10 protein-coding genes are annotated in these 12,486 nt (G+C 67.5%); 2 read left to right on the top strand and 8 right to left on the bottom strand.

Annotation, left to right across the window (positions count from 1 at the left end; translation table 11 throughout):
- Positions 1-67 precede the first annotated feature (67 nt).
- The 6 genes from CLV49_RS11105 to CLV49_RS11080 form a co-directional block, all read right to left on the bottom strand.
- Positions 68-586 carry a universal stress protein gene (locus CLV49_RS11105; protein ID WP_106563603.1) on the bottom strand — a complete coding sequence of 173 codons (519 nt, stop codon included), beginning with the start codon at positions 584-586 and terminating at the stop codon, positions 68-70.
- 231 nt (positions 587-817) lie between these two features.
- Positions 818-3,868: a LamG-like jellyroll fold domain-containing protein gene (locus tag CLV49_RS11100; protein ID WP_106563602.1), complete on the bottom strand. Its 3,051-nt coding sequence runs from the start codon at positions 3,866-3,868 to the stop codon at positions 818-820.
- Positions 3,869-4,051: 183 nt separating this feature from the next.
- Positions 4,052-5,152 carry a substrate-binding domain-containing protein gene (locus tag CLV49_RS11095; protein ID WP_106563601.1) on the bottom strand — a complete coding sequence of 367 codons (1,101 nt, stop codon included), beginning with the start codon at positions 5,150-5,152 and terminating at the stop codon, positions 4,052-4,054.
- A gap of 49 nt (positions 5,153-5,201) precedes the next feature.
- Entirely contained in the window at positions 5,202-6,509 is a 1,308-nt protein-coding gene (gene mmsB, locus CLV49_RS11090) for a multiple monosaccharide ABC transporter permease (protein WP_106563600.1), read from the bottom strand.
- Positions 6,506-8,056 (bottom strand): multiple monosaccharide ABC transporter ATP-binding protein, encoded by a 1,551-nt coding sequence (gene mmsA / locus CLV49_RS11085; protein ID WP_106563599.1) that lies wholly within the window; start codon positions 8,054-8,056, stop codon positions 6,506-6,508. The genes mmsB and mmsA overlap by 4 nt, the downstream gene beginning before the upstream one ends.
- A gap of 243 nt (positions 8,057-8,299) precedes the next feature.
- Positions 8,300-9,340, bottom strand: coding sequence for a LacI family DNA-binding transcriptional regulator (locus tag CLV49_RS11080; protein WP_106563598.1), 1,041 nt, complete (start codon positions 9,338-9,340; stop codon positions 8,300-8,302).
- 305 nt (positions 9,341-9,645) lie between these two features.
- On the opposite strand from CLV49_RS11080, the gene CLV49_RS11075 reads away from it, so the two are divergent.
- Positions 9,646-9,837: a DUF3073 domain-containing protein gene (locus tag CLV49_RS11075; RefSeq protein WP_106563597.1), complete on the top strand. Its 192-nt coding sequence runs from the start codon at positions 9,646-9,648 to the stop codon at positions 9,835-9,837.
- 17 nt (positions 9,838-9,854) lie between these two features.
- Here the strand turns inward: CLV49_RS11075 and CLV49_RS11070 are convergent, their stop codons facing one another.
- Positions 9,855-10,238, bottom strand: a complete 384-nt coding sequence (locus tag CLV49_RS11070; protein WP_106563596.1) for a TIGR02611 family protein — start codon at positions 10,236-10,238, stop codon at positions 9,855-9,857.
- A gap of 84 nt (positions 10,239-10,322) precedes the next feature.
- Between CLV49_RS11070 and CLV49_RS11065 the strand changes: the two genes are divergently transcribed.
- Positions 10,323-10,973: an NUDIX domain-containing protein gene (locus CLV49_RS11065; RefSeq protein WP_106563595.1), complete on the top strand. Its 651-nt coding sequence runs from the start codon at positions 10,323-10,325 to the stop codon at positions 10,971-10,973.
- Positions 10,974-10,982: 9 nt separating this feature from the next.
- Here CLV49_RS11065 and purF read toward each other — a convergent pair whose 3' ends face one another.
- Positions 10,983-12,440, bottom strand: coding sequence for an amidophosphoribosyltransferase (gene purF, locus CLV49_RS11060; protein WP_106563594.1), 1,458 nt, complete (start codon positions 12,438-12,440; stop codon positions 10,983-10,985).
- Between the last annotated feature and the right edge of the window lie 46 nt (positions 12,441-12,486).

The raw sequence follows: 12,486 nt of genomic DNA, 5'->3' as shown, positions 1-12,486 counted from the left end.
CCGGGTCCCGCCGTGTACGCCGCGGCCCCCGGACGGGGGCCCTGCCGGAGGAGCCGCTGGGCGGGGACTACGACGCGGTGTCGCCCGCCTCTGCCCACGGGAGATCGTCGGTTCCCCTGACGGGCGACAGGGGCACGACGATCACCGGCTGGCGCTGACGGTGGGCGAGGTGGGCCGCGATGGATCCGGTGAAGAACTCCTGCAGCCCGGCGCGGAAACCGGGCTCCCGCGTCCCGACCACGATGGAGCCGACCTGCTCGCGGTCCGCGATCGAGCACAGCCCGGCCGATGGCTCGCCCTCCGCCGTCACCACACGCCACGGGACGCCGGACGACGACAGCACGGGCCTGACCTGATCGTCGATCCAGGCCGAGTCGATCTCGCTCTCGCCGTTCGCGTCGTACGGGACGAAAGCGACCGACCCGTCGGCCCACAGGCCGGCCGTATAGCGGGTGGCGTCCACCCAGGCGATCACGAGCTCGGCCCCGAAGGCCCTGGCGTACTCGGACGCGATATGAAGGACGGTGTCGGGTTGCCCGGGGACGATGCCCACGAGCACGGGACGGGACGAGGGACGGACGGTCATAGCCTCAGCCTCCTTGGGTGCGGAACCTCGAACACCGATGGGCGTGGGAGGGTGACCCGCGTGGCCACTCCGCACGACGCACGCCCAGCATAACGCCGAGGTCGGCGCCGCACGACAAGGCGCGGCTCGATCAGGACACGACCGGACCCTGGCCTGTTCGGCCGCTGCGGCGTTTCGGCCTGTCGGCCCCGCTCGGCTTCGCACCGCGATGGCGGCTGCCGCGCGCCACGGTCACTTCTCGGGGCGGCCGGCCGTGGAGTGCTCGGTGATCTCCGAGGCGGAGAGGGCCCTGTCGTAGACGGCGACGTTGTCGATCCGCCCGGTGAAGCCGCTCGCGAACCGCCACGACCCGTCGATGATCGGACGGCTCGACGTACTCGTCGAGCTGGACGCCCGAACGACGCCGTCTACCAGGATCGTGGTCCCCGACGGACCCAGCGTCGTCACCACGTGGTGCCATTCGCCGTCGTTGTAGGCGGCGTCGGTGGCGACCGCCGTGTTCGACGTCATGGCGAACGACAAGCGCCCGTCGGAGCGGAGTTCGAGGCTGAGGTCGTATCCCGTCGCCGCGCTCTGCGGCTGGTCCGCGAGGTCGAGGAGCCGGCCGGACCCCGTCGACGCGAACCACAGCTCCGTCGACACCGAGCCGGGTGCTTTAGCCCGCTCCTCGGCGATGCCACCGGCCCTGACGGACGGGAAGGTGGAGGAAAATGCCCCCGTGGCCCCCTCTGCTCCCTCGCTCTTGCGTGTCACCGATGCGGCCAGGGTGACGTCGTTCGTGCCGATCTGGTCCACTGCCTGGACCCCGTCCGTCTCATTGAGCGGCCAGTACGACATCGGCTCATCGGAGATCACCAGACGGTCGTAGTCCGTCAAGGCGACCGGGTCGGGCTCCGTCGGCGGGACGGCAGTGAAGTGGTCGGTGATCTCCGAGGCGGACAGGACACGGTCGTAGACCGCGACGTTGTCGATGCGCCCGGTGAACCCGTTCGAGAGCCGCCACGTGCCGCCGATGATCGGACGCGTCGAGGTACTCGTCGAACTGGACGCGCGGACCACACCGTCTACCTGGATCGTCGAACCCTCGGGACCCAGCGTCGTCACGACATGATGCCACTCGCCGTCGTTGTAGGCCTTCTCCGTCGCGATCGCCGTGTTCGACGTCATCGCGAACGACAGCCGACCGTCCGCGCGGAGATCGAGACCGAGATCGTATGCCGTGTCGGCGTTCTGAGGCGGGTCGGCGAAGTCGAGGAGCCGGCCGGACGCCGTCGTCGCGAACCACAGCTCCGTCGATACGGACAGGGGGGCATCAGCCCGATCGCGAGCGACCCCGGCTGCGGTCGCGCCCGAGAACGTCGAGGAGTAGCCTGCCGCGGCTCCCTCGGCGCCCTCGCCCGTGCGCTTCACCGAGGCGGCGAGAGTGATGTCGTCCGTGCCCGCATAGTCGATCGCTCGGGTTCCGGCCGTCTCATTGAGGGGCCAGTACGACGTGGGTCCGTCGGCGAGCACCTCGTGGTCGTAGTCCGTCAACGACGTGGAACCCGCGCCGGTCGGGGTGATCGTGACCGGTGTCCCCTTCGTGGAGTTCTCGTACGGGTCGATGGTCTTGATCGTGTACGCGTACGCCTTCCCCGCCGTGAGTCCGGAATCGACGACGTGCATCGTCGGGCGATCCCAGAACCTCGACTGGCCCTCGAGCGTCGCGACGGGTTCGGACACCCCCGAGCGGTAGACCTCGTACCGCAGGTCCCTGTTGTCGGGGTCGTAGTTGGCCGCCCAGGTCAACCGCACCGCGCCGGCGCCGAGCTGCTCGATCTTCGGTGCCATGTCGTCCCCCGAGAGCTCGGGACCACGCAGATTGGGTGCCTTGCTCGGGATCTGGAATCTCGCGAGCCCCTGCTGTGATTTACCGGACGCCACCGTGAACTCGCCGCCGTACAGCACGTACCCGCCGGACACCGTCACATCCCATGGGCCTTGTCCCGAACCGCTCGCCTTGCCGACGTTGAAGTAGGGGTACCAATCGAGCAGGGACGGCGCCGGCTGTCCGGCGAAGTCGGTGTAGAGGTCTCCCGTAGCCGCCGTGAGCGTGCCCGTGGCCGCGTTGCTGAACGCCAGGGCCCGATGGTATCCGGCCGTCGCCGACACGCTCTTGACCATGTCGCCGAAGCCGCCGACACGTTCGCAGTCGTGAGCGTGTCCCGCCGTGTACACGACGTCACCCGCCGGCGCCGACGAGTAGGTGTCCCCGTGGCAGTCCTCGTGCCAGACGAGTTCGCCGTCGCTCCACCGGGCCGCATACGTCCCCTCCGTGTAGGGCGACTGGATCGCCGCCTTGTAGCTGAATGCGGTGGCGTACACGTTGTCCGCGTCGGAGGACAACGAGTACACGGCAGCCCCCGATCCGCCGTTCCGGATGACGGAATTGACCTTCCAGGGAAGAAGGGTGCCCGTGTCCGCCGTGACGGCGCCGAGACCGAAGCCGGGATCGGACGAGCCGTTGAGGGTCGTGAAGCTGCCGCCCACGACGACCTTCTTGGCATCCGGCGACACGACGAGGGCTCGTGGGCTTCCACCCGACGGCGACGGCGCCCACTTCTGCAGGGCAGCATTCGTGGGTGCGAACGCGGCGAGACCCGCTCTCGCCGTCTTCTGCGCGCTGCTGAACGCACCACCGGCGTAGACGGACGACGACGTGGCGGCGATGGTCGTGACCTCGCCGTTGAGACTGGGGGCGAAGCCTGCGACGAGAGCACCGGAGCCGATCGTGAAGGCCGCGATCCGGTTCCGCGTCGCCGCGGCTCCGCCCGCCGGCGTCACAGTCGTGAACGCGCCGCCGACGTAGAGGGTCTTCTTGTCCGGCGACACGGCGAGGGTTCTGACCTGCTGGTTGAACGCCGGAGCGAACGCCTGCAGCTCACCCGTCGTGAGGTTGTAGGCCAACAGGTTCGACCGGGTGACCGTGTTCTTGCCCGCAGCGGATCCCGCCGGACGAGCCGTCGTGAACTTGCCACCGACATAGACCGTGTTGCCCACGACGAGCTGGTCCCACACGACACCGTCTATCTGGGGAGTAGCGAGGACGTCGGCAGACACCGTCTCCGGCGTCTTCGGGTCGGCCGGATCCGAGGGCTTCGAGTCGGCGAGCGCCGGACTCGTGGCGAGCAGACCCGAGACGAGCGCGATCGATGCAGACGCGGCGAGCGTCCACCGAGCGCGCCTTCGAATCGGTTGGTCCGAATCGTCGCGCCCCCGCGCGACGGCATGAGTGTGTGCCACGTGATCCCCCCGGAGTCACAGACGAGCCCAGCCGGGGACTCGCAGAGAAAGTGATGTTCACTCACTTTACGGGGCGATGGGCGACACGCGATCGGGGCCTGTGGACAACACGGCACGACGGAACGGGCGGACCGGATCGCTCCGGCCCGCCCGTTCGCGGGTGTACTGCTGCGACGCTGAGAATCAGCCTTCGGTGAGCGGCCCGAGGGTCGGGTCGTTCGCGTAGGCCTCGGCCGCGTTCTCCTTCGTCACGATGACGGGGGGCAGGAGGAACGAGGGGACGACCTTCTCGCCGTTGTCGTAGGACTCGGTGTCGTTGACGTCGACGTCCTCGCCCTTCTGGAGCTGCTCGGCCATCGTGATCGCCTGGGCGACGAGCGCACGGGTGTCCTTGTTGATGGTGGAGTACTGCTCGCCCGCCATGATCGACTTGACCGAGTCGACCTCGGAGTCCTGACCGGTCACGATCGGGATGTCGCGGCCGTCGGCCTTGATCGACGTGATGATCGCGCGAGCGAGGTTGTCGTTCGGGGAGAGGACGCCGTCGAGCTTCTTGTCGCCCGAGTAGGTGCTCGTGAGGAGCGAGTCCATGCGGCTCTGGGCGTTCTCGGCTTCCCAGCCCTGCGTGGCGGTCTGCTGGATGTCCGTCTGGCCGGAACCGACGACGACGTCGCCGCTGTCGATCGCCGGCTGGAGGACCTCCATGGCGCCGTCGAAGAAGACCTTCGAGTTGGCGTCGTCGGGCGAGCCGGAGAAGAGCTCGATCGTGTACGGACCGTCGCCCTTCGCCTTCATGCCGTCGAGGAGAGCCTGTCCCTGGAGACGGCCGACCTCGGCGTTGTCGTACGCGACGTAGTAGTCGAGGTCCGGCGTGTTGAGGATGAGGCGGTCGTACGCGATGACGACGGCTCCGGCCTCGTGCGCCGCGGCGACCTGCGTGCTCAACTGCGAGCCGTCGGCAGCACCGATGATGATGACCTTGGCGCCCTTCGTGATCATCGACTGGATCTGCGACTGCTGGTCGGCGACCGTGCCGCTCGCAGCCGCGTACTGCACGTCGGACTCGAAGCCCGCCTCGGCGAGCCCGTCGGTGAAGAGGTCACCGGCGAGGACCCAGTTCTCCGACGTCTTCGCGGGGAGCGCGACGCCGACGAGGGAGTCCGCCGCGAATCCAGCTGCATCGCTGGAGCCGCCGGCGGAGTCGTCCGTACGGCTGGAGCAGCCGGCCAGGACGAGCGCAGCAGCCGAGGCGAGAGCCACGGTTGCGAGTGCTGATCTGCGCATTGTGTTCACTTTCTGTTGGGTGTTCGGGGTTGTTGGGGAGTGAGCAGGTCTATTTGTTGACGGTGACCGCGCCGGGCTTCGCCGTGTCGGGCGTTCCGGTCGTGGGCGTCGGGGACTGGTCGGTCGGGCCGCTGTTCCGCTTCGACGTGAAGAGTCCGATGATCGAGAACCGACCCTGGGTCTTGTTGTAGACGTCGACGGCGACGGCGAGGAGGAGCACGAGGCCCTTGATGATCTGCACGAGGTCGGCGCCGGCGCCGACGAGCTGCAGGCCGTTGTTGAGGAAGGCCATCACGAGACCACCGATGATGGCGCCGATGACGGTGCCGACACCGCCCGCGACGGCGGTTCCACCGATGAAGGCCGCGGCGATCGCGTCGAGCTCCCAGCCGTTTCCGTCCTGGCCGCCGGAGGCACCGGCCCGGGCGATGAAGATCATGCCGGCGAGGCCCGCCAGGACCGACATGTTCATCATGACGAAGAAGTTGACCCGCTTCGACTTGACGCCCGAGAGCTCGGCGGCGTGCGAGTTGCCGCCGACCGCGTAGATGTGGCGACCGATGATGGTGTTGCGCGTGAGGAACCCGTAGGCCAGGACGAGGGTGATGAGGATGAGTCCCGAGACCGGGATGCTCGTCCCCTCACGACCACCGGCGAAGAGGAAGGCCGCGTAGAGCACGATCGCACCGAGGATGACGACGCGGACGACCGACACCCAGACGGGAGCCATCTCCGAGCCCATCTCGGCCTGCGTGCGGCGCGCTCGCCACTCGCGCCAGGCGATCGCGATGACGGCGAGGAAACCGAGCACGAGCGTGAGGTTGTTGTAGCCCGTGATCGGCCCGACCTCGGGGAGGTAACCCGCGCCGATCACGGTGAAGCCCTCAGGCACCGTCACGGCCGTCGCCGCACCGATCGCCTGGTTGCCACCGCGGAAGATGAGCATGCCCGCGAGGGTCACGATGAACGCCGGCACTCCGACGTACGCCACCCAGAAGCCCTGCCACGCTCCGATGAGCGCCGCGACGACGAGTCCGAGGACGATCGCGAGCGGCCAGGGGAGGTCGAAGTCCGCCATGGCCTTCGCTACCACGATGCCGGTGAACGCGGCGACGGACCCGACAGACAGGTCGATGTGACCGGCGATGATCACCATCACCATGCCGATCGCGAGGATCAGGATGTAGGAGTACTGGTTGACGACGGCGATGAGGTTGCCAGGGGTGAGCGTCAGACCGTTGGTGCCGATCTGGAAGCCCACGATGATGACGACGAGGCTCGCGAGGATGCCGAACTGGCGGGCGGTCGACGTCGTGCCGCCCCCGAAGATCTTCTTGACGTCGGAGAATCCGCTCATGCTGCTGCAGCTTTCTTGTTCGTGGAGGTCATGCTCTTCATGAGCGTCTCCGGCTCGGCTTCCGCCGCCGTGAATTCGTTGGTGATCTGACCCTCGAAGATCGTGTAGATCCGGTCTGAGAGGCCGATGAGCTCGGGGAGCTCCGAGGAGATGACGATGACGCCCTTCCCCTGAGCCGCGAGCTGCTGGATGATGCCGTAGATCTCGAACTTCGCGCCGACATCGATGCCGCGGGTGGGCTCGTCGAGGATCAGTAGGTCGGGGTCGGTGAACATCCACTTCGCGAGGACGACCTTCTGCTGGTTGCCGCCCGAGAGCTTCGACACCCCTTCGTCGACCGTCGGAGTCTTGATCCGGAGGCTCTTGCGGTAGTCGTCGGCGATCGAGTGCTCCTTGAAGTCGTCGACGACCTGGCCGCGCGAGATCTTCGAGAGCTTCGCCGACACGACGCTGCGCTTGATGTCGTCGAGCAGGTTGAGGCCGAGCGACTTCCGGTCCTCGCTCACGTAGGCGAGACCGTGATCGATGGCCTCGCTCACGTTGCGGAGCTGGATCTCCCGACCCTCCTTGAACACCTGACCGGACACGAAGTTGCCGTAGGAGCGGCCGAAGATGCTCATCGCGAGCTCCGTGCGGCCGGCGCCCATGAGGCCCGCGAAACCGACGATCTCGCCCTTGCGCACCGTGAAGCTCTCGTTCCGGCACACGAGACGCTCCGGGACGAGCGGGTGCTGCACGGTCCAGTCGCGCACCTCGAAGAGGACCTCGCCGACGTGCGGGGTGCGGTCGGGGAAGCGCGACTGCAGGCTCCGCCCGACCATGCCGCGGATGATGCGGTCCTCGTTCACGTCGCCGCCGCGAACGTCGAGCGTCTCGATCGTCTTGCCGTCGCGGATGATCGTGATGGAGTCGGCGATCCGCTCGATCTCGTTGAGCTTGTGGGAGATCATGATCGACGCGATCCCCTTGCCCTTGAGGCCGAGGATGAGGTCGAGGAGGTGCTGCGAGTCGTTCTCGTTGAGGGCCGCGGTGGGCTCGTCGAGGATGAGCAGTTTGACGTCCTTGTTGAGCGCCTTCGCGATCTCGACGAGCTGCTGCTTGCCGACGCCGATGTCCTTCACGAGCGTGTCGGGGTCGTCGCGGAGGCCGACACGGGCGAGCAGCTGGATGGCGCGCTTCTTCGCCTCCTTCCAGTTGATCACTCCCCCGCGGCCGGGCTCGTTGCCGAGGAAGATGTTCTCGGTGATCGACAGCTCGGGGATGAGCGCGAGCTCCTGGTGGATGATGACGATGCCGGCGGCCTCGCTCGAGCGGATGTCCTTGAAGCGGACCTCCTGCGCCTGGAACACGATGTCGCCCTCGTACGTGCCGAAGGGGTAGACGCCGGACAGCACCTTCATGAGCGTGGACTTGCCCGCGCCGTTCTCGCCGCAGATGGCGTGGATCTCACCGGCGCGGACGGCGATGGATACGTCGGACAGCGCTTTGACACCGGGGAATTCCTTGGTGATCGAGCGCATCTCGAGGATCACGGGTTCATCGACCATGCGAGAGCACCTCCCGACGGGGTCGGGTCTCGGCGCGACGGGTTCGCATTCACAGCCTCCACTGGGACGTCGTTGTCGTGGCGGGCCGGTCGGTCCGTCAACTACTCGGGCGAGAGCGGTCAGAATGTGACCGTTCACACGCCCGCGATCACGATAGGCCTGCGATGACACCATGTCAACCGGACGAACGCATCCATCGCGAGACCGTTTCCGGACCGTGACCTGGAGCCTCGACGGGCCGCGTCAACGCCAGTGCGCGGGTGGCGGGGAGGTCGACTCGCGCACCATGAGAGTCGGGCTGATGAACTCGACGCCGCCGGAGCCTCCGGAATCGAGTTCGCGGATCACGAGCTCGACCGCCCGGCGGCCGACGGCGGCGAAGTCCTGGCGCACCGTCGTGAGAGGGGGCAGGTAGTGCGCGGCGTCGGGGATGTCGTCGAACCCCACGACGCTCACGTCGTGGGGCACCGACAGACCCTCGTCGCGGAACGCGTGGAGCAGTCCGAGCGCCATCTGATCGTTCGCTGCGAAGACCGCCGAGAAGTCCCTCCGCCGCACGAGCTCGAGTCCGGCGCGATAGCCGAAGTCCGCCGACAGCTCCCCGAGGATGGGGGCGCGCACCGGCAGGTCGTTCTCGCTGAGCTCGAAGAGGAAGCCCTGCATGCGCTCGTCCGCCTCGATCCAGTCCTGCGGACCCGCGAGGTGGATGATCGATCGGTGACCCAGCTCGATGAGGTGGCGCGTCGCCATCCGCGCGCCCTCGTACTGGTCGACGGCGAAGCTGTGCGCACGACCGGGCCTCTTGTTGTGGATCGACGAGTCGAGTGTGACGAGCGGGAGATCGAGCGAGCTGTCCTCGATGGCCTCGAAGACGCTCACCTTCGGGGCCACCACGATGAGAGCCTCGACGGCCTGCCGCACGAGGCGGTCGAGCGCCTCGACGATCGTCTCCGGGGTCGACCCCGTCGTGACGAGGGCCAGGCGATAGCCGGCGAGATCGGCGGCGACCTCCATCGCGTGGACCATCGTCTGCGGACCGTAGTGCGCGTACTGATGGGTCGAGAGCACCCCGATCGTGCCCGACTTGCTCGTGACCAGGGCACGTGCCGCCTGGTTGGGGCGGAAACCGCTCTCCTCGATCGCCGCGAGAACACGCCGCTTCGTCTCCGGCCGGATCTTCTCGCTGTCGTTGAGCACGCGCGATACGGTCTGGTACGACACCCCCGCGAGCGCTGCGACGTCTCGGATGTTGGGAGCGCGCCCCTTTCCAGCTTCCGGCGGCATTGCGCGCTCCAAGAATCAGGGTCGATGTGTACGGTCACACGACGGCGGTCGCCCTCATTGTACGCATTCGGCGCTCGACCGCACGGGCCGGGCCCCGCGCGGCGACGGCGACGACGGGAGAGGCGCCGTGGTAGACTCAGAGGCAGTCTTAGTCGTTCTCTGGTTAGTGAAACCGCCGGTTCGCCACATCGAGAATCCCTGACCCGCAGAGCATGCTCCGCACGGCACGTCCGTACGGTCGATCCTCCCGGGTCCAGTCGATTCCCGCATCGTGGGCCGGTCACCGAATCGTAAGGGGGTCTCGCATGGGGCGTGGCCGTCAGAAGGCAAAGCACACGAAGATCGCACGGGAGCTCAAGTCCTACAGCCCCGATGTGAACTACGATGCGCTCGAACGCGAACTCACGGGCCACGCCCATGAGGGATACTCCGACGAGGAGATCGCGAAGTGGTCGGAGTACGCCTCCGACGGCTCGGACGAGTCGAAGCGCGCGTAACCCACGCTTCCCTGGAGTCAGCCTGCGCCGTCGGCCGGGCTGGTCCGCGTGCGATCGCGACGCGCTCGCCACCACGCCCAGAATCGGGCGAGCAGGCGTTTGAGTCTCGCCGCTGATCGACGAGCCCATGCGAACTCGGTGCCGAGGACCGCGAGTCCGAGGAACACGACGAGCCACCCGGGTCCCGGCAGCGGAACGAGGGCCAGTCCGAGAACGGCGACGCTTCCACCGATGATCCCGACGACGACCCGGTAGACCGTGCGAAGACGCGGATACCTATCGATTCGTCGTCGCAACCGCGCGAGCAGCCGTCGGAGCGGATGACGCGGATCCTCGCCCCCCTCGATGTCCTGAGCGACGTCGGCGGGGAGCCGACCGTCGGACGCTCGTGGATCGTCCATGCCCTCAACGGTATACGATTCGTTGCGATCGAGCCTGACCACTGAGTGGGGGTTCCGGCGTGACCGACGACGAATGGAGAGCCGATGCGTGGAGTCGACGAACCCGATGGCCGAGGACGGACCGGTCTCGATGCCGTCGGCCGTGACCTTTCAGGGAACCCGCGGGTCCGGATCGTCGATGTCGAGGTCCTCTCGACCGACTGGCACGTCACGCGAGCAACCACCCTCGAGGTGCAGGACGCGGCGGGAGAGTGGACCACGCAGCGCCGCGAGACCTACGATCGCGGCAACGGGGCGACGATCCTGCTCTACGACGCCGAGCGGCGCACCGTGCTCCTCACGCGGCAGTTCCGTTTCCCCGCCTACGTGAACGGCCATCCCGACGGCATGCTCGTCGAGACCGCGGCCGGCCTGCTCGACGACGACTCACCCGAGACGGCCATCCGGCGCGAGGCCGAGGAGGAGACCGGAGTCGTGCTCGGCGAGGTGGAGCACGTCTTCGACGCGTACATGAGCCCCGGATCCGTGACGGAGCGGCTGCACTTCTTCGCCGCGCCCTACGTCGCGGGCGGGCTCGATGGCACTCGTGCCGGACTCGAGGCGGAGGGCGAGGACATCGAGGTGCTCGAACTGGACGTCGACGACGCGGTCGCTGAGATCGGCTCGAGCATCATCGATGCCAAGACCATCATGCTGCTGCAATGGTCGGTCCTGTCCGGACCCTTCGCCCGCTGACCGCCTCCTCTAGGAGAGCTGCGTGCGCTCCACCCAGTCGAGGTACTCCTGCGAGACGGTGCCCGTGACGTAGTCGCCCGTGAAGCAGCTCATCTCGAGGTTCGTGACGTTCGAGCCCTCGATGATCGCGGACTCCATGTCCTCGACCTCCTGATAGATGAGGTGGTCGGCGCCGAGCTCGCGGGCGATCTCGGGGATCTTCCGGCCGGCGGCGATCAGCTCGCGCCGCGTCGGCATGTTGATGCCGTACACGTGCGGGTAGCGAACGGGCGGCGCGGCCGACGTGAAGGTGACCTTGTTCGCGCCGGCCATCCTCGCCATGTCGACGATCTCCTTGGAGGTCGTGCCGCGCACGATCGAGTCGTCGACGATGAGGATGTTCTTGCCCTTGAACTCGCTCGACATCGCGTTGAGCTTCTGCCGGACGCTCTTCTTGCGCTCCGCCTGGCCGGGCATGATGAAGGTGCGGCCGACGTAGCGGTTCTTGTAGAAGCCCTCGCGGTACTCGACGCCGAGTTTCTGGGCCACCTGCATGGCGGCGGGGCGCGAGGAGTCGGGGATCGGCATGACCACGTCGATGTCGCCGGCCGGCGTGTACTTCGCGATCGTGTCGGCGAGGCGGTTGCCGAGGCGCAGTCGCGCCTCGTACACGGAGATGCCGTTCATGATGGAGTCGGGGCGAGCCAGGTAGACGTACTCGAACGAGCACGGCACGAGTCGCGGCTCCTTCGCGCACTGGCGCGAGTAGAACTCGCCGTTCATCGCGATGAAGACGGCCTCGCCCGGCGCGATCTCTCGGACGACCTCGTATCCGCTCGCCTCGAGGACGAGGGACTCCGATGCGACGATCCACTCGTCTCCCACGAGCCCCGCGGCGCGACGGCCGAGGACCAGGGGGCGGATGCCGAACGGGTCGCGGAAGGCGAGCAGTCCGTGTCCGGCGATCATCGCGATGGCCGCGTAGGAGCCCTCGACACGCTCGTGCACCTGCGAGACGGCGGCGAACACCTGGTCGGGGTCCAGATCAAGACCGGAGACCTGCCCCTGCAGCTCGGTCGCGAGCACGTTGAGGAGCATCTCGGTGTCGCTCGTGGAGTTCACGTGACGGCGGTCGACGTGGAACAGGTCGTCGGCGAGCTCGCGCGTGTTGGTGAGGTTGCCGTTGTGCACGAGGACGATGCCGTACGGGGCGTTCACGTAGAACGGCTGCGCCTCGTGCTCGTTGGCCGCATCACCCTTGGTGGCGTAGCGCACGTGACCGAGGCCGACCGTGCCGAGCAGGGAGCGCATGTCGCGCGTACGGAATGCCTCCCGCACCTGCCCCTTGGCCTTCTTGATGTGCACCGTGGAGCCGTCGACCGTCGCGATACCGGTGGAATCCTGGCCGCGGTGCTGCAGGAGGAGGAGGCTGTCATAGACCTGCTGGTTGACCGGCTCATGCGAGACGATTCCGACGATGCCGCACATGCTGGGCGCTGGCTCCTGGGGGATCTGGGAAGTGTCCGAGCGGACC

The sequence above is a fragment of the Labedella gwakjiensis genome (assembly GCF_003014675.1).
GTDB classification, from domain to species: Bacteria; Actinomycetota; Actinomycetes; order Actinomycetales; family Microbacteriaceae; genus Labedella; species Labedella gwakjiensis.
This window is presented reverse-complemented; position numbering and strand designations above follow the sequence as displayed.

Excerpts from the sequence above, each read along its gene's own strand:
- mmsB (WP_106563600.1), bottom strand. The coding sequence starts at position 6,509 with ATGAGCGGATTCTCCGACGTCAAGAAGATCTTCGGGGGCGGCACGACG.
- CLV49_RS11065 (WP_106563595.1), top strand. The coding sequence starts at position 10,323 with ATGCGTGGAGTCGACGAACCCGATGGCCGAGGACGGACCGGTCTCGAT.
- CLV49_RS11080 (WP_106563598.1), bottom strand. The coding sequence starts at position 9,340 with ATGCCGCCGGAAGCTGGAAAGGGGCGCGCTCCCAACATCCGAGACGTC.
- CLV49_RS11075 (WP_106563597.1), top strand. The coding sequence starts at position 9,646 with ATGGGGCGTGGCCGTCAGAAGGCAAAGCACACGAAGATCGCACGGGAG.
- CLV49_RS11105 (WP_106563603.1), bottom strand. The coding sequence starts at position 586 with ATGACCGTCCGTCCCTCGTCCCGTCCCGTGCTCGTGGGCATCGTCCCC.
- CLV49_RS11070 (WP_106563596.1), bottom strand. The coding sequence starts at position 10,238 with ATGGACGATCCACGAGCGTCCGACGGTCGGCTCCCCGCCGACGTCGCT.
- CLV49_RS11095 (WP_106563601.1), bottom strand. The coding sequence starts at position 5,152 with ATGCGCAGATCAGCACTCGCAACCGTGGCTCTCGCCTCGGCTGCTGCG.
- purF (WP_106563594.1), bottom strand. The coding sequence starts at position 12,440 with ATGTGCGGCATCGTCGGAATCGTCTCGCATGAGCCGGTCAACCAGCAG.
- mmsA (WP_106563599.1), bottom strand. The coding sequence starts at position 8,056 with ATGGTCGATGAACCCGTGATCCTCGAGATGCGCTCGATCACCAAGGAA.